The sequence below is a fragment of the Streptomyces bicolor genome, assembly GCF_000719285.1.
GTDB lineage: Bacteria > Actinomycetota > Actinomycetes > Streptomycetales > Streptomycetaceae > Streptomyces > Streptomyces bicolor.
Window position 1 is genome coordinate 1 of record NZ_JOFS01000001.1, and the last position, 22,572, is coordinate 22,572.

General features: G+C 73.1%; 19 protein-coding genes and 1 pseudogene. 7 read left to right on the plus strand and 13 right to left on the minus strand.

Features of this window, described 5'->3' with window-relative positions; all coding sequences use genetic code 11:
* Nucleotides 1-717 precede the first annotated feature (717 nt).
* Both IF78_RS50590 and IF78_RS43180 read left to right on the plus strand, forming a co-directional pair.
* Nucleotides 718-1,149, plus strand: a complete 432-nt coding sequence (locus IF78_RS50590) for a hypothetical protein (protein ID WP_324617248.1) — start codon at nt 718-720, stop codon at nt 1,147-1,149.
* On the plus strand, nt 1,125-1,982 hold the full coding sequence (locus IF78_RS43180) for a hypothetical protein (RefSeq protein ID WP_324617247.1): 858 nt from the start codon (nt 1,125-1,127) through the stop codon (nt 1,980-1,982). The genes IF78_RS50590 and IF78_RS43180 overlap by 25 nt, the downstream gene beginning before the upstream one ends.
* Nucleotides 1,983-2,043: 61 nt before the next feature.
* Here IF78_RS43180 and IF78_RS0100010 read toward each other — a convergent pair whose 3' ends face one another.
* Together IF78_RS0100010 and IF78_RS0100015 are read right to left on the minus strand one after the other, a co-directional pair.
* Nucleotides 2,044-4,143, minus strand: a complete 2,100-nt coding sequence (locus tag IF78_RS0100010; RefSeq protein ID WP_031476016.1) for a tetratricopeptide repeat protein — start codon at nt 4,141-4,143, stop codon at nt 2,044-2,046.
* Between the two features lie 80 nt (nt 4,144-4,223).
* Nucleotides 4,224-4,673 (minus strand): PPOX class F420-dependent oxidoreductase, encoded by a 450-nt coding sequence (locus IF78_RS0100015; protein ID WP_031476014.1) that lies wholly within the window; start codon nt 4,671-4,673, stop codon nt 4,224-4,226.
* Nucleotides 4,674-4,755: 82 nt separating this feature from the next.
* Between IF78_RS0100015 and IF78_RS0100020 the strand changes: the two genes are divergently transcribed.
* The 3 genes from IF78_RS0100020 (at nt 4,756) to IF78_RS0100030 (ending at nt 7,991) form a co-directional block, all read left to right on the plus strand.
* Complete coding sequence (locus IF78_RS0100020; RefSeq protein ID WP_234439688.1) at nt 4,756-5,346, plus strand: TetR/AcrR family transcriptional regulator; 591 nt, start codon at nt 4,756-4,758, stop codon at nt 5,344-5,346.
* The gene (locus IF78_RS0100025) at nt 5,343-6,692 is read left to right on the plus strand and encodes an MFS transporter (protein WP_031476010.1); all 1,350 of its coding nucleotides are present in this window, start codon (nt 5,343-5,345) and stop codon (nt 6,690-6,692) included. The genes IF78_RS0100020 and IF78_RS0100025 overlap by 4 nt, the downstream gene beginning before the upstream one ends.
* A 66-nt stretch (nt 6,693-6,758) precedes the next feature.
* Nucleotides 6,759-7,991: a serine hydrolase domain-containing protein gene (locus tag IF78_RS0100030; protein ID WP_031476008.1), complete on the plus strand. Its 1,233-nt coding sequence runs from the start codon at nt 6,759-6,761 to the stop codon at nt 7,989-7,991.
* Nucleotides 7,992-7,996: 5 nt separating this feature from the next.
* Here IF78_RS0100030 and IF78_RS0100035 read toward each other — a convergent pair whose 3' ends face one another.
* The 4 genes from IF78_RS0100035 to ribA are packed head-to-tail and all read right to left on the minus strand — an operon-like array spanning nt 7,997 to nt 12,092.
* Nucleotides 7,997-9,160: a saccharopine dehydrogenase family protein gene (locus IF78_RS0100035; protein ID WP_031476006.1), complete on the minus strand. Its 1,164-nt coding sequence runs from the start codon at nt 9,158-9,160 to the stop codon at nt 7,997-7,999.
* Complete coding sequence (locus tag IF78_RS0100040) at nt 9,153-10,214, minus strand: saccharopine dehydrogenase (protein ID WP_031476004.1); 1,062 nt, start codon at nt 10,212-10,214, stop codon at nt 9,153-9,155. Before IF78_RS0100040 ends, IF78_RS0100035 begins: the two co-directional genes overlap by 8 nt.
* A complete protein-coding gene (locus IF78_RS0100045; RefSeq protein WP_324617246.1) occupies nt 10,211-11,446 on the minus strand; it encodes an NAD(P)/FAD-dependent oxidoreductase in 1,236 nt (411 codons plus the stop codon). Before IF78_RS0100045 ends, IF78_RS0100040 begins: the two co-directional genes overlap by 4 nt.
* Nucleotides 11,424-12,092, minus strand: a complete 669-nt coding sequence (gene ribA / locus IF78_RS0100050) for a GTP cyclohydrolase II (RefSeq protein WP_031476002.1) — start codon at nt 12,090-12,092, stop codon at nt 11,424-11,426. The genes IF78_RS0100045 and ribA overlap by 23 nt, the downstream gene beginning before the upstream one ends.
* 41 nt (nt 12,093-12,133) lie before the next feature.
* Between ribA and IF78_RS45520 the strand changes: the two genes are divergently transcribed.
* Nucleotides 12,134-12,922, plus strand: a complete 789-nt coding sequence (locus IF78_RS45520) for a creatininase family protein (RefSeq protein ID WP_078662253.1) — start codon at nt 12,134-12,136, stop codon at nt 12,920-12,922.
* Between the two features lie 146 nt (nt 12,923-13,068).
* On the opposite strand, the pseudogene IF78_RS49340 reads toward IF78_RS45520, so the two are convergent.
* The 5 genes and pseudogenes from IF78_RS49340 to IF78_RS0100080 all read right to left on the minus strand — a co-directional run.
* Nucleotides 13,069-14,295: pseudogene (locus IF78_RS49340) on the minus strand (lysylphosphatidylglycerol synthase transmembrane domain-containing protein); the annotation flags it as partial.
* Nucleotides 14,292-15,242: a class I SAM-dependent methyltransferase gene (locus IF78_RS0100065; protein WP_051827429.1), complete on the minus strand. Its 951-nt coding sequence runs from the start codon at nt 15,240-15,242 to the stop codon at nt 14,292-14,294. The pseudogene IF78_RS49340 and the gene IF78_RS0100065, both read right to left, overlap by 4 nt.
* Before the next feature lie 236 nt (nt 15,243-15,478).
* Entirely contained in the window at nt 15,479-16,621 is a 1,143-nt protein-coding gene (locus IF78_RS0100070; RefSeq protein WP_107049860.1) for a glycosyltransferase family 4 protein, read from the minus strand.
* 107 nt (nt 16,622-16,728) lie between these two features.
* A complete protein-coding gene (locus IF78_RS0100075) occupies nt 16,729-17,127 on the minus strand; it encodes a 6-pyruvoyl trahydropterin synthase family protein (protein ID WP_031475993.1) in 399 nt (132 codons plus the stop codon).
* A 151-nt stretch (nt 17,128-17,278) separates the two neighbouring features.
* Complete coding sequence (locus IF78_RS0100080) at nt 17,279-18,262, minus strand: zinc-dependent alcohol dehydrogenase (RefSeq protein ID WP_031475991.1); 984 nt, start codon at nt 18,260-18,262, stop codon at nt 17,279-17,281.
* Nucleotides 18,263-18,370: 108 nt separating this feature from the next.
* Here IF78_RS0100080 and IF78_RS0100085 point away from each other — a divergent pair, with 108 nt between their 5' ends.
* On the plus strand, nt 18,371-19,132 hold the full coding sequence (locus IF78_RS0100085) for a CDP-alcohol phosphatidyltransferase family protein (RefSeq protein WP_031475989.1): 762 nt from the start codon (nt 18,371-18,373) through the stop codon (nt 19,130-19,132).
* A gap of 415 nt (nt 19,133-19,547) precedes the next feature.
* Here the strand turns inward: IF78_RS0100085 and IF78_RS0100090 are convergent, their stop codons facing one another.
* Together IF78_RS0100090 and IF78_RS0100095 are read right to left on the minus strand one after the other, a co-directional pair.
* The gene (locus tag IF78_RS0100090; protein ID WP_051827430.1) at nt 19,548-20,777 is read right to left on the minus strand and encodes an MDR family MFS transporter; all 1,230 of its coding nucleotides are present in this window, start codon (nt 20,775-20,777) and stop codon (nt 19,548-19,550) included.
* Entirely contained in the window at nt 20,774-22,570 is a 1,797-nt protein-coding gene (locus IF78_RS0100095; RefSeq protein WP_031475985.1) for an ABC transporter permease subunit, read from the minus strand. Before IF78_RS0100095 ends, IF78_RS0100090 begins: the two co-directional genes overlap by 4 nt.
* Nucleotides 22,571-22,572: the final 2 nt, after the last annotated feature.

Genomic DNA, 22,572 nt, shown 5'->3' on the forward strand with positions numbered 1-22,572 from the left:
GCGGTCCGGCAAGACCGCCCCTGACATGCCAGCAGCCAACTACACTCCCGACGATGCCTCTGACCAGGCCAGATAGCGAAACGCTGCTGGAGTACTAGGCCCCGTTGACTATCGTTGCCTGATCACATGAGCGGGCGCGAGAGGCAGGCGAGGGCGTGGCGGGGGCCGGGTGGATACGGGTGCCGGTCGGGGACGACTCGGCGCGATGGGCCACGCGGGGGCGGACCCGGAAGGTTCTTCTGATCGTCCACAACGTGACTTCGGCGACCCGGCTGCTGGATGTGCTCCCGCTGTTCCACGACGACCTCCGGGTTCAGTTGCTCGCCACCTGCCCCGGGTCGTCGGCGTTCCGGGCGGGGATCGCGGAGTTGCTCGCGGACACGGGCGTGCCCGTGGTGCCGTGGGAGCAGGCGATCGGGACACCGGTCGCGTTGGCGGTCTCGGCGAGCTTCGGCGGTCAACTCCGGGCACTTTCCGGTGTACTGACAGTCTTGTCGCACGGGGTCGGATACACTAAGAGGCTGGCGACACCCGACACCCGACACCCGACACCCGACGGTCGGCGAGCGGCAAGGGCGGTCGGAACCGGTCTTCGGGCTGTCACCGGAGTGGCTGCTCGACGAGACCGGCAAGCCGATCGTCGACACCCTCGTCCTCTCCCATCCCGAGCAGTACGAGCGGCTGCGCACGGTCTGTCCGCAGGCCGCGCCCACAGCCGTGCTCGCCGGGGACCCGTGCTGGGACCGCATGCTGGCGGCCCGCCCGTACCGCGAGCGCTACCGCCGCGCCCTCGGTGTGGGCCGGGGTCAGCGCCTGATCGTCCTCAACTCCACATGGAACCCGGAGTCGCTGTTCGGCGACGGCGGCGGCGATGACGTACTGCCCTCCCTGCTGCCCCGTCTAACTTCGGAGTTCCCCGCCGACGAGTACCGTCTCGCCGCCGTGCTGCACCCCAACATCTGGCTCGGACACGGCCCCGGCCAGCTCCGCGCCTGGCTCGACCGCGCCCGGCGCGCGGGCCTCGCCCTGATCGACCCCTTGGACGGCTGGCGGCAGGCACTGATCGCCTCCGACGCCGTGATCGGCGACCACGGCTCGGTCACCTACTATGCCGCCGCCCTCGGTTGGACGGCTGGCGGCAGGCACTGATCGCCTCCGACGCCGTGATCGGCGACCACGGCTCGGTCACCTACTATGCCGCCGCCCTCGGTACGCCGGTCCTGCTGGGTGCCGCGCCCCTGGGCGGCCTGGCCCCCGAGGCCCCGGTCCACGCCTTCGTACGCACGGCACCCCGCCTCGACCCCGCGCTTCCCCTGCGCCCGCAGATCGAGGATCTCCTCGCCCACCACCAACCCTCGCCCGAACCGGCCGACTTCGTCAGCTCCGTCCCCGGCGAGTCGGCAACCCGTCTGCGGCGCCTCTTCTACGACCTGATCGGCATCCCCGAACCCGACGACCCCGCCCGCCTCGAACCCCTCCCATTGCCTGCGTACGAGCCCGCCGCGCACTCGGTGCCGCTGTCGGTGCACACCCGGCTCCTGGGCTCCGGCGAGGTCGCGGTCACCCGGTACGCGGGCCCGCACGCGGCTCCGTACGGCACGGGCGAGGCGCACACGGCCGTCCACGAGGCCACCCGTGAGGTCGACCAACTCGTCATCGCCGACGTGGTGTTCAGGCACGGGCCCGCCGACGACCCACGCCTCGGATCCCCGGCCGACTGGACGACGGAGGTTCTCGACCGGCATCCGCACTGCGCCCTCGCCGCATACGTCACCGGCCCCCGGGCCTGCGTGCTCCGCACCCGCGCCGGGGCGCTGCTGCGGCTGGTCGCCGGGCCCGGCGCGGACGCCGACCCCGCGGTGTACGCCTCGGCGCTGCATGCGTGGCTGGCGGCGGGCAAGGCACCGGAGGAGTTGTTCGGGCAGGGGCTGGTCGTCCGGACAGGGGCGACGGCCCACCCGGTGGACGTCCATCGGGCGTGACAGCCATTCCGGCCGTCCATCGGATGTGACGGTCGCGCCGACCGTCCAGCGAACACGACGGTCACTCCGGCGTGACGCACCGCTCCCGCAGCACCCGCAGCCGCGCCACGTGATACGCGGCGTTCTCCCGCCCGAGCGCCGCGAGCGCCTCGTCGATCAGGGGCAGCGCGGCGTCGGACTCGCCGCCGTCGAGGCGGGTCTCGGCGAGGTCGGTGAGGGTGCGGGCGGTGTTGTAGGCCTCGCCGCTGTCGCGGAAGAAGCGCAGGGCGCGCTCCAGGCGCTCGGTCGCCTCGGCCCGGCGTCCGAGGCCGCGCAGGGCACGGCCTCGGTGGCGTTCCAGCAGGGCGCGGGCGCGCGGAAGGTCGGCGGCGCCCTCGTCGCCGGGGCCGATGGCGTCGAGGATGCCGTACGCCTCCTCGAAGCAGGTGTACGCCTCGGGGAACCGCCACTGCCGCAGCCGCAGCAGGCCGAGGAACTCGACGGCGGAGGCGTGGCCGCGCACATGCCCGGCGGCGCGTTCGTCGCGGGCGGCGGCGAGGGCCTCGGGTTCGGCCTCGTCCCAGCGGCGCAACTCGGTGAGGGAGTGGGCCAGTTGGGCGTGCAGGGCACCGGCCGTACGACTGCCGGGGACCTGCTCGTCGGCGACGCGCGCGCCGGCCCGGAGCGCGGGCAGCAGGATCTCGTGGTGGCCGGCCTTCAGCTGGAGCGGCCACAGGGACTGGCAGATCAGGAGCGCGGTGTCCAGGTCACGGAACTCCTCGGCCGCGTGCACCGCCTCCACCAGGCCGGGCGCCTCCGCGGCGAGGGCGGCGACGGCCGCGCCCCGGTCCGGGTAGGTGACCGGTGAGTCGGCGGACGGCACCCGCCAGCTCTCCGGCAGCGCCGCGCGGGCCGCGCCGACGGCCAGGTCGCGGTAGCCCTCGACGACCCGGGCGACCGCCGCCGAGCAGGCCGCGATGCCGTCGGCGGTGACCGCCATGCGCTCGGCGTGGGTGCGGACCGAGGGGCGGTAGCGGTAGCGGCCGGTTTCGGTGCGCTCCACGAGCAGCGCGTCGGCGAGGTCCTCCAGGAGCCCGGCGGCCGTCCCCTCGTCGAAGTCCGCGGCCCGCGCGGCGGCCTTGGCGTCGAGGGCGGGCCAGTCGCGCAGGCCGGCGAGTCGGTAGAGGAGGGCCGCGTCCGGCGCGAGCGCGCGGTAGGCGTCGTCGGCGGCGGCGTGGACCGGGTCGCTGTCGGGCACGGCGGGGGCCTCCTGGCGCTCGGGCGGGGAGGTCAGCCGGGGTGCGGCCGCGCGCAGGGCGTAGGGCGAGCCGGCGCAGCGGTCGAGGACGGCGGGCAGTGTGGCGCGGGCGGCGCTGACCGCCGGTTTGCCGACCAGTTCGGTGAGCAGCCGCGTGGCGTCACGCCGGGCCAGCGGGCCGACGGGAATCCGCAGCGCGTCGAAGCCGGTGAGCAGGCGGCGGGCGACGACGACCGTGAACACGTCGGGCGCCGAGGTCAGCAGCGGTCGCACCTGCGTCGCGGACCGGACGTGGTCGAGGACGAGGAGCAGCCGCCGGCCGGCCAGGCAGCGCCGGAAGAGGTCGGCGCGGTCGGTGGCGGCCGGAGGTATCTCCTCGTCCGGCAGCCCGAGTCGGCGCAGGAGCGTGCCGAGGACCGCGTCGGGGGTGAGGGTGTCCAGGTCGGCGTACAGCTGGCCGTCGGGGAAGCGGGCGGTCTGCCGCCAGCCCCAGTGGAGGGCGAGCGTGCTGGTGCCGATGCCCTGGGGGCCGTGGAGGAGGGCGAGCCTCGGGCGTCCCTCGAAGGGCCGGGTGGCTTCCTTGTCGAGGAGCTTCAGGGCCTGGTGACGGTCCGTGAATAAGCGGGGCGCGGTGGGAAGACACGGGCGGTCGAGAGCGCCGGGCGCCCCGGGAAGCCGTACCCCTCGGGCGAACTGCGCCCATGAGACGGCGAGTTGAGGATCCATCCGGACGCGGTCGTGCACCAGGCGGGCCACGTCGTCCAGTTCGCCCGGTGTGGTGGGCGCGGCCACCTCGCGTCCCGCGATACGGCGCACGAGGCCACCCGCCGTCTCCCAGGCCCACTTGCCGGCTTCGTTCGCCATGCCCGATCCGACCGCTCCGAGGACCGCCGCGATCGCGCCCAGCGAGATCGGATCCACCATGCCGCGCACTCCCCCGTCCAAGACTCCGCGTCGCTCGCCGTGGATCAACCCTAGCGGCAGGCAGCGAAGGTGACGGAGGATCAGCCCCGGTTGGCGCCCTTCGGGATCCCGTACGTCCGCTCGACGCGCAACCGGAGCACCAGCCGCCCGTCCCGCACCATCGCCGCCCGGAAGTCCTCCCAGTCGGGGTGCTCGCCCAGGACGTCCCGGTAGAGGCGGACGAGTTCGTCGACCGTGGCGTCGTACGGGTCCCTCGCGACCGGCGTGAGGTCGGCCGTGCCTTCGGCCACGACGTAGGCGCTTCGGTCGGGGCTCGTGACGTGGTACGACGCCCTGGGGTCCCGGCGCAGGTTGCGGGTCTTGGCACGGTCGTCGGTGATCGAGACGCGGATGATCCGCTCGTCGGGGTAGTAGGCGTGGCTGACGTTCGACAGCTGCGGCCGGCCGTCGCGCTTGAGGGTGACCAGCACCCCGCCGTGGCCCTCGGAGAGCATCGCGAGCAGTGCGTTCTGGGTGGCGTCCTCAGTCATACCTGGGTCAACCCTGGCGTGCAGGCGAGGCATTCCCGTGTAGACAGTGTCTACGCGAAGATGGTAGACACTGTCTATGCCTGTGCGTGAATCCGATACGGGGCTGCGGGCCCGACTGGTCGACGTCGGTGTGGATCTCGTGGCCCGGGAGGGCGCCCAGGCGCTCACCCTGCGGGAGATCGCCCGCCGGGCCGGCGTCTCGCACGGCGCCCCGCGTCGCTACTTCCCCACCCACCTGGAACTGCTCTCGGCCATCGCGCGCCGGGGGTTCGAGGACCTCGCCCACCGGGCGGCGTCCGCCGACGGCGCCGACGGCGACGGAGCAGCGGCGGGCCCGCGGGCCCGGCTGACCGCGCTGGGACGGGCCTACTTGGAGTTCGCGCTCGGCAACCGCGGCATGTACGAGCTGATGTTCCGTCATGACCTGCTGGAAAGCGGGCATCTGGGTCTGCGCGACACCAGCCTTCCCCTCTTCGGCCGTCTGGTGGACCTGGTCGGCCAGGTGCGTCCCGAAGCCGACGCCCGGCTCGTCGCGGGCGCACTGTGGGCCAATCTGCACGGGATCGCCCAACTGTGGGGCTGGGGAAGCCTCCAACTCGCCACGGACTCCGACGACTTCGCACCGCTTCTGCGTTCGGCCCTGGACGCGCACCTCGGACGGGAGAGCTCGTGAACCCACGGCTCACCCTCGCCGGCAGCGTCGCCGGAGCCGTGATCGTCGCGCTCGACGGCACCGTGCTGACGGTCGCCCAACCCACCCTGCGGCACGAACTCGGCGCCTCCTTCGGTCAGGTGCAGTGGACCAGCACCGGCTATCTCATCGCGGTGGCAAGCCTGTTGGTGTTCGCCGGGCGGCTCGGCGACCGGTACGGGCACCATCGGGTCTTCGGTGTCGGCATGCTCGGCTTCGGGGTCGCGTCGGCAGGCATCGCACTGGCGCCGGGTATCGAGTGGGTGATCGGGCTGCGGGTCGCGCAGGGCGTGTTCGGGGCGCTGCTGCAGCCGGCCACGCTCGGGATGCTGCGGGTCGTGTTCCCGGCCGACCGGCTGCGGACGCCGATCGCCGTACGGACGGCCGCGATCGGGGTGGCGGCGGCTGCCGGGCCGGTCGTGGGCGGGGCGCTGGTGGCGGGGCCGGGCTGGCGGGTGGTGTTCCTGGTGAATGTCGTGCCCGCCGTCGTCTTCGGCGTGCTCGCCCTCGCCGTACTGCCCCCACGCACGGCCTCGCCCGCCCGGCTGGACATACCCGGCGCCCTCCTTCTCGCGGTGTCCCTGGCCTGCCTGGTCCACGCGCTCGTCGCGCAGCCGGGGTGGGTCTGGACCGCCGCGGTCGCCACGGTCACCGGGGCCGCTTTCGTCCGGCACGTGCGCCGTAGCGCGAGCCCCCTCCTGCCACCGGACGTCATTGGGTCACCGGCCGTGGGCTCGGCGCTCGGCATGCTGGTGGCGGCTTCGGCGGCGCTGTCCGGCAGCCTCTTCGTCGGCACGTTCCTGTTGCAGGGCGGGCTCGGCCTGGACCCGTTCCGGAGCGCGCTGGTCAGCCTGCCGCTGGCCGCCCTGATGGTGCTCGCGGCACCCACGTGCGCGGTGCTGCTACGCCGCGTCGGTGCCCGGCGGACGACCGCGGCGGCGATGGCGGTGCTCGCGCTGGGGGTCCTCGCCCTGTCCCGCGCGTCGGCGATACCGGTCCTGTGTCTGGCGTTCGCCCTGGTGGGAGCCGGGTTCGGCACGGTGATGGTGGCGGCGACCCATGTCGTCGTACGGGAGGCCGACGTCGCTTCGGCCGGGGTGGCGGGTGGGCTCCAGCAGACCGCGATGAACATCGGGCCGGTGCTGGGCGTCGCCGCCGCGACCGCGCTCATGGGAGCGGGCGGTGACCCTGAGCGGCCGCTCGGTGTCCTCGCCGGGCTCGCCCTGGCCGGTGCGGTACTGGGCCGTCGCCTGCCGGGACGGACCGGCGGGACAATCGACGATCATGGCCGATCGAAGGACCGTACACGTGTTCCTGCGCGACGATGAGGTCAGAGGGCGTTCCCGCGGGGTATGCCGGAGCGCACCCTCGTCGTAGGCATTCGGAGGAGAGCGATGGCACTGCTGACACAAGAGGTCGACCCGGGTGAGGTCGGGCTGGACGCGAAGGCACTGGACCGCCTCGACCAGTACTTCGCCCACTACGTCGACGAGGGGCGGCTGCCCGGCTTCCTGGTGTCCGTCGCCCGCGGTGGACGCGTCGCGCACCTGACCACGCACGGCCACCGCGACCGCGCGGCCGGGCTGCCCGTCGAGGCGGACACGCTGTGGCGGATCTACTCCATGACCAAGCCGGTGACGTCGGTCGCCGCGCTGCTGCTGGTGGAGGAGGGCAAGCTGTCCCTCGACGACCCGCTCGACCGCCACCTGCCCGCCTTCGCCGAGCCTCGGGTGTACGTCAGCGGATCCGGCGCCGACACGGTGACCCGTCCCGCCGACGGGCCGATAACCGTCCGGCACCTGATGACCCACACCGCCGGACTGACCTTCGCCTTCTACCACACGCACCCCGTGGACGCCCTCTACCGCGACGCCAACCTGGAGGCCGCGGTGGTTCCGGGCTCCGACCTGGCCGAGACGGTCGACGTGTACGCGAGCCTGCCGCTGCAGTTCGAGCCGGGGACGCAGTGGAACTACTCGGTCGCCACCAACGTCCTGGGCCGGGTCATCGAGGTCGTGTCCGGGCAGCCGCTCGACGAGTTCTTCGCGCAGCGGATCTTCGGGCCGCTCGGGATGACCGACGCCGGGTTCTGCGTGAGCGACGAACAGGCGGGAAGGCTCGCCGAGTTGTACGGCGAGACCGAGGGCGGCGGCATCGAGCCGATCCCCGGGCTTCCGCTGCGCGGCAGGCCCCGCTTCCTGTCCGGCAGCGGCGGCATGGCGGCCTCCGCACACGACGTCCACCGGTTCATGGAGTTGCTGCGCCGCCGCGGCGAACTCGACGGCACCCGTCTCCTCTCCCCCGCGACCGTGGACCTGATGACCTCCAACCAGCTCCCGGGCGGCGCCGACCTGCGCGCCTTCGGCAGCCGTCCCGCCCATGACGAACCCGGCAACGACGGACTCGGCTTCGGCCTCGGCGTCTCCGTGGTGATCGACCCGGCCCGTACCAAGGCCCCGGCCGGCCTCGGCACATACGGCTGGAGCGGGGTGGCGACCACGACGTTCTTCGTCGACCCGGGCCGCGACCTGACGGTGCAGTTCATGACGCAGGTGCGGCCGAGGACCTCGCACACGATGTTCCAGGACTTGAAGCGGCTCGTGCACGAGGCCGACACCGGGGCCTGAAGGCTCTACTGGTCGACGCGCAAGGTGAACTCCAGCCCCTCCAGCGCGAGTTCGCGAAGCCACTCCTCCGAGCGGGCCGCCGTCCCGGCGGCCCGGTTCAGGCCCGCCGGCAGGGAGCCGTCCAGGATGTGGCGGACGCCGAGAGCGAGGGGGCGGGAGACACAGCGGGCCATCGCGCTCTCCTCCCTGTCCCCCACCAGGTCCAGGAGGTAACTGCCGGACCACGACTGCCCGGCCCCGCCGCGCACGTCCAGCGACACGGCGAGGACGACGCGGTCGCGGTCGGCGTCCGTGGTGGGGTAGGCGGCCGCCAACTCCTCTGCCAGAGCGGCGATTCGGGCGTCGTCACCGGTCTTCAGCTCCTCGAAGACGGCACTCCAGGCGCGCAGCCAGCCCTCCAGGCGCAGGGTGCCGCGTACGAAGGTCCGCGGCTTCCAGGCGGGCGGCAGTCCGTACTGCTCGACGAACGGCACGCTGTCGCGGTTGGGGTAGACCTCGAACGTCTCCCCGTCGACGACATGCCGCCGGGTCGCCTCCCAGGGCCGCTCGGCGACGGTCTCGGCACCGTCCATCAGGTAACGCGCCGGTGAGCGCAGGGCGCCCAGCACTCCTGCCGGTGCCCAGCTGAAGCGGTACCGGAAGTCGTTCGGGACCGCGGGGACACCACCGCAGTACGAGGTGAGGCTGTACGAGGCCGCCGTGTCACCGCCGATGCTCTCGCGGGCGCGACCGACGAGACAGTGGGCGAAGAGGTGGTCGATGCCCGGGTCCAGGCCCGCCTCGGTGAGGACGACGAGCCCGGCCGCGGCGGCCGCGGCCACCTGGTCGAGGACCGCTTGCGACACATAGCTGGAGCAGGCGAAGTGCGCCCGCTGCCGGACGCAGGCCGCCAGGATCCCGGCGTGCTCCGGCGCGGGCAGCATCGATACGACGATGTCGCCGGGCGCCAGTTCGGCCGTGAGCGCGGTCAGCGTGAACGCGCGGGGCTCTGCGCGCCCGGTGAGGCCCAGCCGGGCCAGGGCGTCGGCGGCGCGGCCCTCGGTGCGGTGCCACAGCCGTACGCGGTCGGCCGTGTCGCACAGCCGGGTCAGACCACTGCCGGTGGACAGCCCGGCGCCCACCCAGTGGACGGTGCCGCTCGCGGGCACCCTGCCGGCGTTGTCAGTCATTGGGGAACTGCCCTTCCGGGAAGCCGAGTTCACGGCAGGCCTGGTGGAACCGGTCCAGGCAGCGCCCCCATGGCCCGCCGGTCTCGAACTCCAGCAGCTGGGGCAGCAGCGCCGACGAGAAGTCGGTGCTGGACTCTCGGGGCAGCAGGGAGGGGAGGTTGTCGATGGCGATCAGATCGAGCCGGGGTTCCTTGCGCAGGCGGCGTACCGGGTCGGTCCACTCGGTGGTGCGGTCGTAGATCGGCAGGACGTTCAGCGGGGAGCCGACGTCGACGGTGACGTCGCAGAGGGTGCGCAGGCGGCGGGCCGGGTCGTCGAGGTCCTCCTCGCGCAGGAAGGGCGGGACGGGGGTGGTGGCGAGGACGGCGTTGACCAGCACGTCGTGCGCCAGCAGGGCCGCGCGGTCCAGGTCGCGGGTCTCGGCGAGGTCCCAGGGCGTCGCCTCGACGCCAGCGGTCAGGAATGCGAGGCGGGCACCCCGGCCGCTGCGGCCCAGAGCCCCTGTCACGAGCGCGGTGAACTCCTCGTCCCCCGCCGCCGGTCGGAGGAGCTCGTCCAGCTCTTCCTTCGACGTGGGGGTGAGCGGCGCGACGAGCTTCCCCCGGTGCTGGAGGACGGCCAGGGCGGCACCGAGGTAGCCGGCCCAGAAACCGAAGGCGGCAAGGCGGCGGCCGCTGTCGTCGACCAGGTACTCCAGGTCGAGCAGCGCCCCTCCCCCGGCCGCGAACCGCCGCAGCAGGTCCTCGGCGCCGGGCTGCTGCTTGTAGGCGTGCCCGAAGTAGATGTGCCGGTGCGTCAGCTCGGCGGGTTCGTCCGGGAGTTCCTTCAGGCCGAGGATCACGGCGTCCGCCGGGGCCGACACCCACGAGTCGGCGAGTGCGACCCGGCAGCCGGCCGCCTCGTACTCCTCGACCGGGAAGATCCGCTGCGGTGACTCCTCGACGGTCAGCGTGACCCCGTTCTCGACGAGCCGCCGCGCGTCGGACGGCACGATCGGGGTGCGTCGCTCGGTGGAACGGACCTCGTGGCGCAGCCACAGGTGGAGATCGGTCATACGCGGTTGGCCTCCGGGCGGGGGGCGTCGGCCGCGAACCGGCCGGCGCTCAAGGGGCTGACGTCCACGAAGGGTACGCGGCCGAGGTACAGGTCGCGGACGACCTCGCCGACGGCCGGCCCCTGCAGAAAGCCATGGCCGGAGAAACCTGTCGCATACAGGAAACGGGATACGGAAGTCGCCTCGCCGATCAGCGCGTTGTGGTCCGGGGTGACCTCGTACAGGCCCGCCCACCCTGCCGTGCGGCGCAGGTCGAGCAGGGCGGGGGCGCGGTGCTCCATGGCCGCGGCCAGACGGGGGATCCAGCGGTCGTGGGTGTCGGTGGCGAAGCCGGGTCGCTCGTCGGGGTCGGACATGCCGAGCAGGAGGCCGGGGCCCTCGCCGTGGAAGTAGAGGCTGCTGCTGAAGTCGATGGTCATGGGCAGGTGCGGCGGCAGTCCCTCGACCGGTTCGGTGACCGCGATCTGACGGCGCAGCGGCACCACCGGCAGGTCCACGCCGGCCATCGCGCCGACGGCCCGCGACCAGGCACCGGCCGCGCAGATCACCGTGTCGGTGGCGATCCGGCCGATGGTCGTCGTCACGGCGGTGATCCGGTCGCCGTGCAGTTCGATACCGGTGACGTCGGTGTGGCGTAAGATCCGCGCGCCGTGCGCGCGGGCGGCGGACGCGTAGCCGTGGACGACGGATTCGGGGGTGCAGTGGCCGTCGTCCGGCGAGAACGCGGCCGCCAGCAGTCCGTCGGTGGTGATCAGCGGAGAGAGCCGCTGCGCCTCGGCGGGGTCGATCATCCGGCTGGGCACGCCGAGGGAGTTCTGCAGCCGGACGCTCGCCTCGAAGCCGGCGACGTCCTCCGGAGTCGACAGCAGGAACAGATACCCGACCCGGTGCAGCCCGATGTCGTACCCGGTGTCCTCCTCGAACCGCCCGAACGCCTCCAGACTGCGCGCCCCGAGCTGGATGTTGAGCTCGTCGGAGAACTGCGCCCGCACCCCGCCCGCCGCCTTCGAGGTGGACCCGGAGGCCAGCTCGTCCCGCTCGACGAGGACGACGTCCCGTACCCCGGCGCGGGCGAGGTGACAGGCGATGCTGGTGCCCATCACCCCGCCACCGATGACGACGACGCTGGCGTCGGTGTTCACGGCCTCACCTTCCTGCCTACGGGCCGGCACTCGCGTCGCGACCCTTCCCAGCCGGCCCGTACGGGAATCAGGACAAGTGCGCCACCGCATCCAGATGAGGCAGATGATGGTCGAGCCGCTCCCGCTTGGTCCGCAGATACGTGATGTTGTTCTCGCACGGCGGGATCAGCAGCGGAACCTGCTCGGCCACCTTGATCCCGTGCTCCAGCAACGCTTCCCGCTTGCGCGGGTTGTTGGACATCAGCCGGACGGAGTTGACGCCCAGGTCGTGCAGGATCTCCGCGGCCACGCCGTAGTCGCGGGCGTCCACCGGCAGGCCGAGCGCGAGGTTGGCCTCGACGGTGTCCAGGCCCTCCGCCTGCAGGGCCATCGCGCGCAGCTTGGCGAGCAGGCCGATGCCGCGGCCCTCGTGGCCCCGCAAGTAGACGACGACGCCGCTTCCTTCGGCGACGACCGCGCGCAGCGCGGAGGCGAGCTGGTCGCCGCACTCGCAGTGCTGGGAACCGAAGGCGTCGCCGGTCAGGCACTCGGAGTGCAGCCGGGTGAGCACGTCCTCGGTGCCGATCTCGCCGTAGACGAGGGCGACTTGCTCGTCACCGCGGTCGTGGTCGAGGTAACCGATCGCGCGGAATTCCCCGTACACGGTGGGCAGGGGGGCATTCACCACACGTTCCGCGCCGGAACGCTGCGTCCGCGGTGCGGACTTCTTGCCGAGGACGCCAATTTTTTCTGTCATGATTCTTCAGTTCCTAAGCAGAGACGAAAGGCCGGGAAAAGATGAGTGATTCGCAGACGCGGCCGGCGGCACACTCGCTGGTGCCGGCGGACACCACCGAGGACGTACGGGCGCGAGGAGCGGACGTCTCACGACAGGTCGCGGTCCTCCCCGTCGGGAGCTTCGAGCAGCACGGCCCGTTCCTGCCCCTGGCCACCGACACGCTCGTGGCCTGCGCGATCGCTCGTGAGACAGCCGCCGCGCACCCGGTGCACCTCCTTCCGCCCGTGACGATCTCCTGCTCGCACGAGCACGCGGCCTGGCCGGGGACCGTCAGCATCTCCTCCGTGACCCTTCATGCGGTGATACGGGACATAGCGGCTTCACTCCGCCGGTCCGGCGTCGACGCCCTGGTGCTGGTCAACGGGCACGGCGGAAACTACGTACTGGGCAATGTCGTTCAGGAGTCCGCCGCGCGCGGCGAGCGAATGGCGCTGTTCCCGGCCCCGGAGGACTGGGAAGCGGCACGGGAGCGGGCGGGGGTGGAGACCTCGCTGCTCACCGACATGCACGCGGGGGAAATTGAGACCTCCATCCTTCTGCACACTCATCCCGAATTGATCCGACCGGGATATGAGACTTCCGATTTCGTGGCGGACGACCGCCGTCATCTCCTGACTCTCGGTATGTCCGCCTATACCGATTCGGGTGTCATAGGCCGTCCTTCGCTGGGTTCCGCGGAAAAGGGCAAGCGGCTGCTGGCGAGCCTCGCGGATTCCTTCGGCGCGTATGTGTCACTGCTGACCTCCGCGGACGATTCCGTACGGGACACAGGAGACGCAAGGGCGTAGCGGCCGGGTTCCGGGGCCGCCTCGGCGGCGGTCCCGGAGCCTGCGCGCAGGCCCAGGTACCAGCGGGCGACGAGGACGAGGGCGCCGGGCAGGGCGGCCACGAAGCTGAGCACGCCGTACACGACGGCGACGGCCAGTCCGGTGTCGGCGCCCAGGCCCGCCGCGCCGAACGCCCAGGCGGTGACGCCCTCGCGAGGGCCGAAGCCGCCGACGTTCAGGGGCACGCCCATGGCGAGCAGGGCGAGGACGGCGAGCGGCAGCAGGACGGCAACCGACGCGGTGGTGCCCGCGAGGTGTGCGGCGAGCACGAACGTCGCGATGTGGCCGGCGAGGACGATGCCGGAGGAGACGGCGACACCGGGCCCGTTACGGCGGGACAGCAGGGCTTCCCGGGCCTCGGTGAGCGTGGTGCCCAGAGCCGTCGGGTTCGACCTGTCACGGCGGGACGGCGCGCGGTTCATCCGCACGGCGGCCACCACGGCGAGCGCGCCCACCGCTGCGAACAGCAGGACGGGCGTGAGGTCGCGGGCCTCGTTGAGTACCGGTGACGGCATGGTCAGCAGGACGACGGCGCCGGCGACCATGAGGACGACCTGACCGGCCGTCCGCTCCAGCACGACCGCGCGGACGCCGCGCCCCAGGTCACCGGTGCTCTGCCCGTGCCGCACCGCCCGGTGCACATCGCCGAGGACGCCGCCGGGAAGGGCCGCGTTGAGGAACAGGGAGCGGTAGTAGTCGGCGACGGCCGGCCCGAGAGGCAGCCCGATCCGCAGCCCGCGTGCCACCAGCTGCCAACGCCACGCGCTGAACACGGTGGTGACGACCCCGATCCCGAGCGCCCCGAACAGCGCCGCCGCGTCGATCCGCCGCAGCCCGTCGAGGAAGACACCGGTACCGAGCCGCCAGAACAGCACCACGAGGATGGCGACGCCGACGGCCGTGCCCAGGTGTGTGCGGACGGCCGGGGTGTTCAGGCGGGACAGAAAGGTGCGCACGGAGGTGAGGCGCGGCGTGCTGGGGCGCGGTGCGCCAGGCGTGTCGGCTTCCGGACGGGGCTCGGAGACGATGACGCCGATGCGGGAAGGAGAGACGGCTTCGGGCCTGGGTACGAGTGGGGCAGCAGGGGCGGCGAGGGTCGCGGCCCCCGCCTCGGGGTGGGAGACGGGGGCATCCGCAACCGCCGGAGCCGCCGCGACCACGTCGCCGTCGGCAGCTTCCGCCGAGGCCGCCGCGGGCCCGGACAGCCCCGCTCGCCCCAACGGCCCGCTCGTCTCACCCCGGGTGGCGGCCTCGGCCGCGCGGTCCCCGCGCCGGTCCCGTGGCTCGGTGCCCGGCCGCGCCCGGCGTGACCGTGCCACCGTCTCCACGCTCATGACGCTCCGCCCGTCGGTCGGGACAGTGCCAGCAGGTCGCTGTGGTGGACGACGACCCGCAGCTCGCCGGCCTGGCAGGCGGCGAGGCGCTCGCTCAGGTATCGCTCCGCGCGCTCCCGGAGTTCCGGTCGTTGTTCGACCGCCGCGCCGACCCAGCCGCGCAGCCACTGGGCTGTGAGCGCCGACTCGTCGGGGCCGAGGCGCCAGGGGCTGGGGTGCACCTGGACGGTCGCGCCGTGCTCGGAGAAGGCCTCGGCCGCCGCGGTGACCGCGTCCGGTCCGAGCAGCCCGGAGCGCCGCTGGTGGGCGTTGAACGCCTCGGCGATCTCCGCGTCCAGCGGGTCGGACGGGGTGAGTTCGACGCGGCCGGCGACGGAGAGCGTCAGCAGCGCCGCGCAGCCCGCGCCGGCGCAGGCGGCGGCGAGGGTGCCGACCTCCTCGCGGGTGAGGACGTCGAGCAGTGCGGAGGCCGTCACCAGCGAGGCGCCGAGGAGCGCGTCCGGGGTGAGGCGGCCGATGTCGCCGCGGCGCGTCTCGACGGTGACACGGCTGCCGTCGGCGGCGGAGCGCGGGGAGGCCACGGCGGCGAAGTGCAGGAGGTACGGGTCGCGGTCGTGCAGGACCCAGTGCTGGGCGCCGTCCAGGTGGGGCGCGAGCCAGCGGCCCATGGAGCCGGTGCCGCAGCCCACGTCGTGGATGACCAGGCCGCCTGCCCGGCCCGGCAGGTTGGCGAGCCGGATCCGCAGCGGGTCGAGCAAGTCGTGCGCCCGCGCGGCCGCGTCGGCGCCCTCACGCAGCTCCAGCCACTCGGGGGCGTAGCGGGGCGGGTCGTCCGGCCCGGCGTCCCGCAGCCGTACGGTGGCCCGCTCACCGGGACCGATCCCGGGCCCGGCACCGAGGATCACGGCGTCGGCGTCGGACTCGGCCGGTACGGACACGCCAGTCATGTCGCCCCCTGCTGAAACGATCCCGCTCTGCGGCGCCGCCTTCCCGGCAGCGACCGATGATGACACGTCACCGCTTGGAGCACCCGTCACCGAACCCGGGCGATCCGACTGCCCGGCCTCCGCGGCGAGCGCCCCGCCCTGCGGACCCCGCCGCGTCGCCTGTGTGGCGTCGGTCGCGTCCCTCGGCCCCGGCTGGGCCGGGATCGTCCCCCCGCTCCGTGCCGTCGCTGTCTTCCTCATGCCGCCCTCCGGGGTTCGTTCGGCAGTCGGCCCAGTACCGCGGCCAGGCTGCGGGCCGTGCCGGCCCAGCCGTTCAGGGCGGCCCGACGTCCCCGGGCCGCCGCCTTGAGCCGGCGTCGTACGTCCGCCTCGCCGAACCAGCCGCGCAGCTCCGCGGCGATCGCGGCGGGGTTCTCCGGCGGGACGAGGATGCCGGGGACGCCTCCGTCGGGGGCCACGCCGACCGCCTCCGGGAGGCCGCCGACGTCCGACGCCAGCACGGGGATGCCGCGCGCGAGGGCCTCCGTCACCGCCATGCCGTACGTCTCCGCGTAGGAGGTGAGCACCATGAGGTCGGCGGCGTTGTAGCTGGCGTCGAGTTCGGCGCCGGCCTGCGGGCCCGCCAGGATCAGCCGGTCCTGCAGGCCGTGCTTCGCTATCAGGGCCCGCAACCCGGCCACGTACTCGGGGTCCTGGTTCAGCCCGCCCACGCACACGCAGCTCCAGGGCAGGTCGGTCACCGCCGCCAGCGCCTCGACCAGCCGGTGCTGTCCCTTGCGCGGGGTCACGGCGGCCACGCACAGCAGCCGCGACACGCCGTCCGTACCGGAGGCGAGGGGCGCGATGTCGGCGCCGGGGGCCGCGGCATGGACCCGCTCGGGGGCGAGGCCGTGATGGGAGACGAGGCGGCGGACCGCCCAGTCGCTGGTGGCGATCACCGCGGGGACCGCGCGGAGCACGGTGCGTTCACGGGCGTCCAGTTCCAGGGCCACGGCGGGGTCGAGCCCCGTCTCGTCACCGAGCGGGAGGTGGACGAGGACCGCGAGTCGCAGCCGCTCCGCCTCCGGGACGATGATCTCGGGCACTCCGCAGGCGACGAGCCCGTCGAGGAGTACGACGGTGCCGTCCGGGAACTCCCTTAGTGTGCGGGCGAGTTCCGTACGGGCGGCGGCGTCGGGGCGAGGCCAGCTGCCGTCCACCGCGTGCTTGTGCACCTGCCAGCCGAAGCCGGGCAGGTCCAGACTCACCCGCCGGTCATAGGCGTTGCCGCCGCTCGGCGCGGCCGCGTCGTCGACGCCGCCCGGCATGACGAAGTGCACGGAGCGCAGGGACATGGGGATGATCTCGGCGTTCTTCAGGACGGAGTGCTGAACGGGCATATAGCCGAGGGTGGTCCGCTCCGTCTGCTCCGACAGCTTCGTCTGCCCCGGCTGCTGCGTCGTCTCCGGCTTACCCACCATTTCGGGCTTTTCCATGACGGTATCGGTCACAGCGCACGCTCATAACTCGCCCACGCGACATGCGACTCGTGCAGCGTGACCGTGAGCCCCGCGAGCCCCTTGGCGCCCTCGCCCAGCGCGCCCTTCTCGATCCGCTCGGCCAGCCGGTCCGCGATGACCTTGGCCAGGAACTCGGTGGAGGTGTTGATCCCGGCGAAGTCGGGTTCGTTGTCGAGGTTCCGGTAGTTCAGCTCTCCGACGACGGCGCCCAGCTCCCGGGTCGCCAGCCCGATGTCGACGACGATGTTGTCGTCGTCCAGCTGCTCACGCCGGAACGTGGCGTCCACCAGGAACGTCGCTCCATGCAGGCGCTGCGCGGGTCCGAAGACCTCGCCGCGGAAGCTGTGGGCGATCATGATGTGATCGCGGACGGTGATGCTGAACAACGGACGACCCTCCAGGTGCGGTGCGCTCCTCATCCCCGCTGATGGCTGGCGGGGATGTCGTGTAGTACGGCTCTTCGCTTCCCGTTGTTCAGCCCTCTCTCACTCTTTTCTCAGGTCAGGCGCTCCTGTCGTCCCGGATTGAACGAGTCCGTCAGGGCGTGTCCGCGTACCTGACGCGGTGACAGAGGGCCGGGATCTCCCCGGAGGTGAGCTTCGGCATCACATCCGGCAGCTCCGCGAAAGCGCTCTCCCCCGTGACGAGCGCGTCGAGAGCCGGGTCGGCGAGCAGTTCGAGGGCTAGGGCGAGCCGGTCGGCGTAGGTGCGGCTGGCGCGGCGGGCCGGGGAGACGGTGCCGACCTGGCTGCTGCGGATGACGAGCCGCCGGGAGTGGAAGGCCTCGCCGAGGGGGAGGCTGACCTGCCGGTCGCCGTACCAGCTGAGTTCGAGGACCGTGCCCTCGGCGGTGAGCAGTTCGAGGGAACGGGCCAGGCCCTGCTCGGTGGCGCTGGCGTGGACGACCAGGTCGCAGTCGCCGAGCGCCTCCTCGGGCGACGCGAAGCCGACGCCGAGGGCCTCCGCGACCTTCGCCCGGCCGGGATCGGCGTCGACCAACTGCAGCCGTACGCCGGGGAAGCGGGCCAGGAGGGCGGCCACCGAGCAGCCGACCATGCCGCCGCCGACCACCGCGATCCGGTCGCCGACCAGGGGCGCGGCGTCCCAGAGGGCGTTGACGGCGGTCTCGACAGTGCCGGCGAGGACGGCCCGGGCGGGGGGCACGGTGTCCGGTACGACGGTGACCGCGCTCGCAGGGACGACGTACCGCGTCTGATGCGGATACAGGCAGAAGACCGTACGGCCGACGAGTTCTGTCGGCCCCTCTTCCACCACTCCGACGCTGAGGTAGCCGTACTTCACCGGGGCGGGGAACTCGCCCTCCTGGAACGGCGCGCGCATGGGCGCGTACTGACTCCGCGGAACACCGCCGCGGAACACGAGTGTCTCGGTGCCCCGGCTGACCCCGGAGTACAGCGACCGCACCAGCACATCGCCCTCGCCCGGCTCCGGAAGGGCGACCTCACGGATCTCGCCTTCACCCGGAGAGGCGAGCCAGAACGCGCGTGCGGTGCGGTTCATCGGAATCCTCCTGAACGATCGTGAAGCTGTGCACGTACCGAGGAGTGCACAGGTCGCGCACAGTACGCGGCCTTGATCGACTCTGTCACCTGGCCGGAGGAATGTGCGGTGGCCCTGAACAACACTTACGACGCGAGGCTGGTCCAGCAGGAGACCGCTGTGGGAGCGGGCGTGCAGATCCTGGTGCTGGCCCTGCTCGGTTCGGCGATCGGACTGGGGCCGGCGGGCTGGCTGACCGGCCTCGTCTTCGCGATCGCGACCTGGGCGCTGCTCTCGACGGCCCTGCACCGCTCCAGGCTCCGCTCCTTCGGCCCGGCCAACCGGGTCACCCTCGGCCGCGCGACGCTGGTGGGCGGTGTCACGGCGCTGGTGGCGGACTCCTTCTTCCAGAGTTCTCCGCCCGTCACGCTCTTCGTCGGCCTGACGGCGGTCGCCCTGATCCTCGACGGCGTCGACGGCAAGGTGGCCCGCCGTACCGGCACCTCGACTCCCCTGGGCGCACGGTTCGACATGGAGGTCGACGCGTTCCTGATCCTCGTCCTGAGCGTGTACGTCTCGATGTCGCTGGGCCCCTGGGTGCTCCTCATCGGCACCATGCGCTACGCCTTCGTCGCCGCCGCCCGCGTCTGGCCCTGGCTGAACGCCCCGCTCCCGCCGAGCACGGCCCGCAAGACGGTCGCCGCGATGCAGGGCGTGTTCCTGTTGCTGGCCGCGTCCGGCTACCTCCCGTACGCGGCGACGTTCGCGGTCGCCGCGGTGGCTCTGGGGGCGCTGGTCTGGTCGTTCGGGCGGGACGTGCTGTGGCTGCACCGGACGTCGCGGGCGAAGGAGGTCCGTGTGGTGGAGGTGCGGGAGCTGGTGGCGTCGTGAGGGGTCAGTCGTCTGGCGGAAGCCGGTGGTTGCGGTGCGGATGCCTGCGGCGCCTGTGCGGGTTCGGTGGGGGCGTGCGTAGCGCCTGCGGGTGGGTTGTGGGTCGGGGCCGGGCCGGGGGGTGTCCGTCCTCGGACCGGCGGCTGGACTTAGGCCAGGAGGGGCTGCGTGTTGACGCCGGCCACTGCGGGCGGACACCCCCCGGCCCGTCCCCTTCCCGCCGTACGCGACCGCAGGCCCGTGGGGGTACACGTCCTTCCACGCCCGCCTAGCTGCGGGCAGTCGTGCCGCTGGGGCGGCACGGGTGGGCGCAGCGGCACCCCGCCAGCGCCGGGTTGCGCGACCCACCCCCGCCCAGCCGCAACGCTGGGCAAGCCACAAGGCAGCGGGCAGGCAGCTATCCGTGGTACCGCTTCTATCTGCGCGGCAGCACTGCGATCGCCGCAACCGGCACAGCCGCCAGCACCAGCCACGGCACGGCCGCCGGCAGGCCCGTGTCCAGGAGCGTTCCCGTCGCCGAGCTGCCGAGCAGGACGATCAGGCCGGAGACCGAGGACAACGCGCCGGTGTAGAGGCCGAGTCGGCCCTCTTCGGCGAGGTCGGGGACCCAGGCCCGGGCGACCGGGGCGACCAGCATCTGGCCGAAGGTGAGCAGGACGACGAAGCCGGCCGCGGGCAGCAGACCCGCCGTACCGGTCCAGTGGGCGGGCCGTGCCGCCGCAACGAGCGCGAATCCCGCGGCGATCAGCAGCAGTCCGGCCACCATGGACCGGCGCAGGGTGAGCCGCCCCCCGACCCAGCGGGTGACCGGCAACTGGGCGATCACCACCAGCAGCGAGGACAGGGCGAACAGCCAGGCCAGTGCCGTCTGGGAGCCCGTGGCGCGCTCCACCTCGTCGGGGAGGGCGAGGTAGAGCTGGTTGTAGGCGAGGAGGTAGGCGCCGTACGCACCGCACAGCGCGAGGAAGCGGCGGTTGCGGAGCAGGGTTCCCATGCCGCCGCGGACCGCGACGCCGCCGCGCCCGGGTATGTGCTGCGGCAGCAGCCACGCGTGCCCGGCGAGGACGAGTACGAAGATGCCGGCGCCGGCGAGGCAGACCGTACGGAAGTCCACCGAGAGCAGCAGCGCGCCCAGCAGTGGCCCGACGAACGCGCCCGCCTGTCCCGCCACGGTGAGCAGCGCGAGGACGTGGGTGCGTGAGCCGCGGCCCGACTCCTCCCACACCACGGCCTGCCGGGCCACCTCGGACTCGACGGCGGGCGAGAACAGCGCGGCCGCGAATCCGATCAGCAGCACCGCGCCGATGACCGCCCACGTCTCCTGCGCGTACCCCAGCCAGGCGAACCCGGCGATCCGCAGCACGCACCCCGTGAGCACGACCGGTCGGATCCCGTACCGGTCGGCCAGCGCCCCGCCCACCACGAACAGCCCCTGCTGGCTGAAGGTCCGCAGCCCCAGCACGAACCCGACCAGCCACCCCGCCATGCCGACGGCCTGTCCCAGGTGTTCGGCGAGGAAGGGCAGGACGGCGTAGAAGCCGATGTTGAAGGCGAGTTGGGTGAGGATGAGGAGACGGAGGAGCGGGGAGAGGCGGGGCCGGTCGGGAGCCGTCCCGCGGAAGCGGAGCATCAGGGGCGCCGTCATCGAGTGGCCACCAACTCTCTTGTGTCCGACCGCTGTTCGAGTACGGGCGTGGTGGCCTCCGCTTTGTGACTGCGACGCAGGCCCCGCCGCACTCCTCCGGCCGCCGTCACCGCCAGCGCCCCCAGCAGGGCGAGTACGGCGGCGGGGGCGAGGACCGCCCAGGGTGCGCGCTCGGCGTAGGGCTGGTTCTCGGCGAGGAGCAGGCCCCACTCCGGGGAGGGCGGCTGCGCGCCCAGGCCGAGGAAGGCGAGCGAGGCGAGTGCGAGGGCGATACCGGGGAGGCGGAGCAGGGCGTGTCGGGTGACGGGCGGGAGGACTGCGGGTAGCAGTTCGTGGCGCAGCAGGTACCAGGGGCCGGCGCCCAGGGCGCGGGTCGCGGTCAGGTGGAGGGCGGCGCGTTCCTGACGGAGCAGCGCGGAGGTGTGCGCGGCGAGCGGCGCCCAGGCGACGGCGGCCACGGCGAGCGCGGGTGTGGCGGTTCCGCTGCCGGCGACCGCGGTGACGAGCAGGGCGACGAGGACCGGCGGCAGCGCGGTGACGGTGTCGACGAGCGGGCCGGACAGCCGGGGCAGCAGGCCTAGCGCGACTCCGGTGAGCAGGGTGACCGCGCTGATCGCGAGGGCGAGCAGCAGCGTGTCGAGTGCGCCGTGCGCGACGCGGGCGAGCATGTCCCTGCCGAGGGCGTCGGTGCCGAACGGGTGGGACAGTGATGGGCTCGTGAGCCGCTCGGCGGTGTCGAGGGCCAGTGGGTCGCGGGGCAGGCCGAGGGCGATGACGGCCGTCAGCAGGCCACCGTAGGCAATCGGCAGGTACCCGTGTGCGGGCGACGACCGGCGGTGCAGCGTCGGCAGCGCGCCGTCGCGCAGGGCCGGGCCGATCAGCAGGCGGGTGAGGAGGTGGGCCAGTGCGGCGGCGGCCGCGGCGAGCAGGACGAGGGCGAGGGTGCCAGCCTGGAGGACGGGCAGGTCCTGGGCGAGGGCGGCCTGGAGGGTGGTGCGGCCGAGGCCGGGGATGTCGAAGATCTGCTCGACGGTGACCGCTCCGCCGGTGATGCCCACGACGAACAGGCCGGTGTTGGGCAGCAGTCCGGGCAGGCAGCGGCGCAGGGCCTGGCGGGCGACCGTGCGGCCGGGCAGTCCGCGTGCGCCGGCGGCCAGGGCCCAGGGTTCGGCGAAGGCGCCGGGCAGCAGGTCGTCGAGGAGCCGGCCGAGGACCGCGCCGGCGGGCAGGCCGAGGGCGAGGGCGGGCAGGATCGTCCACTGGGGGCCGTACCAGCCCAGGGCCGGCAGCCAGCCCAACTGCACTCCTACGACGGTGGCAAGCACCGAGGCGGTGAGGAACTCGGGCAGTGCGGCGAGGACGGCGGAACCGGTGCCTCCGGCGCGCCGCCCGTCCAGCCGCCGCCGTGCGCCCAGCCACAGGGTGCGCGCGCAGATCAGCGCGGCGGTGACGGCGGCGACCGCGAGGGCCACCGCCATGAGCAGCAGGGACACGCCGAGGGCTTGGAGCACGGCGGGGGTGACCTCGCTGCCGGAGATCCACGACCGGCCGGCGTCCCCGCGCCACAGTCCGCCCAGCCAGTCACCGAGAAGGCGGAACGGGCCGTGGTCCAGGCCCAGCTGGGCACGGATGTCCGCCAGCACCTCGGGGGTCGGGTCGCGGTCCGCCGAGCGGGCCTTGAGCACGGTGAGCGCCGGGTCGGTGTGCGAGAGCCAGGGCATTACGCCGATGACACCCACCAGGGCGGCCGCGATCCCCGCACGCCACAGGAGCGTGACTGCCTGGCTCCGCATGG

Coding starts and splice junctions, on each gene's coding strand:
- IF78_RS0100095 (WP_031475985.1), bottom strand. CDS start 22,570: ATGCGGAGCCAGGCAGTCACGCTCCTGTGGCGTGCGGGGATCGCGGCC.
- IF78_RS0100010 (WP_031476016.1), bottom strand. CDS start 4,143: ATGGTGGATCCGATCTCGCTGGGCGCGATCGCGGCGGTCCTCGGAGCG.
- IF78_RS0100090 (WP_051827430.1), bottom strand. CDS start 20,777: ATGACGGCGCCCCTGATGCTCCGCTTCCGCGGGACGGCTCCCGACCGG.
- IF78_RS0100065 (WP_051827429.1), bottom strand. CDS start 15,242: ATGACTGGCGTGTCCGTACCGGCCGAGTCCGACGCCGACGCCGTGATC.
- IF78_RS0100045 (WP_324617246.1), bottom strand. CDS start 11,446: ATGCGGTGGCGCACTTGTCCTGATTCCCGTACGGGCCGGCTGGGAAGG.
- IF78_RS0100035 (WP_031476006.1), bottom strand. CDS start 9,160: ATGACTGACAACGCCGGCAGGGTGCCCGCGAGCGGCACCGTCCACTGG.
- IF78_RS0100015 (WP_031476014.1), bottom strand. CDS start 4,673: ATGACTGAGGACGCCACCCAGAACGCACTGCTCGCGATGCTCTCCGAG.
- ribA (WP_031476002.1), bottom strand. CDS start 12,092: ATGACAGAAAAAATTGGCGTCCTCGGCAAGAAGTCCGCACCGCGGACG.
- IF78_RS0100080 (WP_031475991.1), bottom strand. CDS start 18,262: ATGAACCGCACCGCACGCGCGTTCTGGCTCGCCTCTCCGGGTGAAGGC.
- IF78_RS0100070 (WP_107049860.1), bottom strand. CDS start 16,621: ATGCCCGTTCAGCACTCCGTCCTGAAGAACGCCGAGATCATCCCCATG.
- IF78_RS0100030 (WP_031476008.1), top strand. CDS start 6,759: ATGGCACTGCTGACACAAGAGGTCGACCCGGGTGAGGTCGGGCTGGAC.
- IF78_RS45520 (WP_078662253.1), top strand. CDS start 12,134: ATGAGTGATTCGCAGACGCGGCCGGCGGCACACTCGCTGGTGCCGGCG.
- IF78_RS0100040 (WP_031476004.1), bottom strand. CDS start 10,214: ATGACCGATCTCCACCTGTGGCTGCGCCACGAGGTCCGTTCCACCGAG.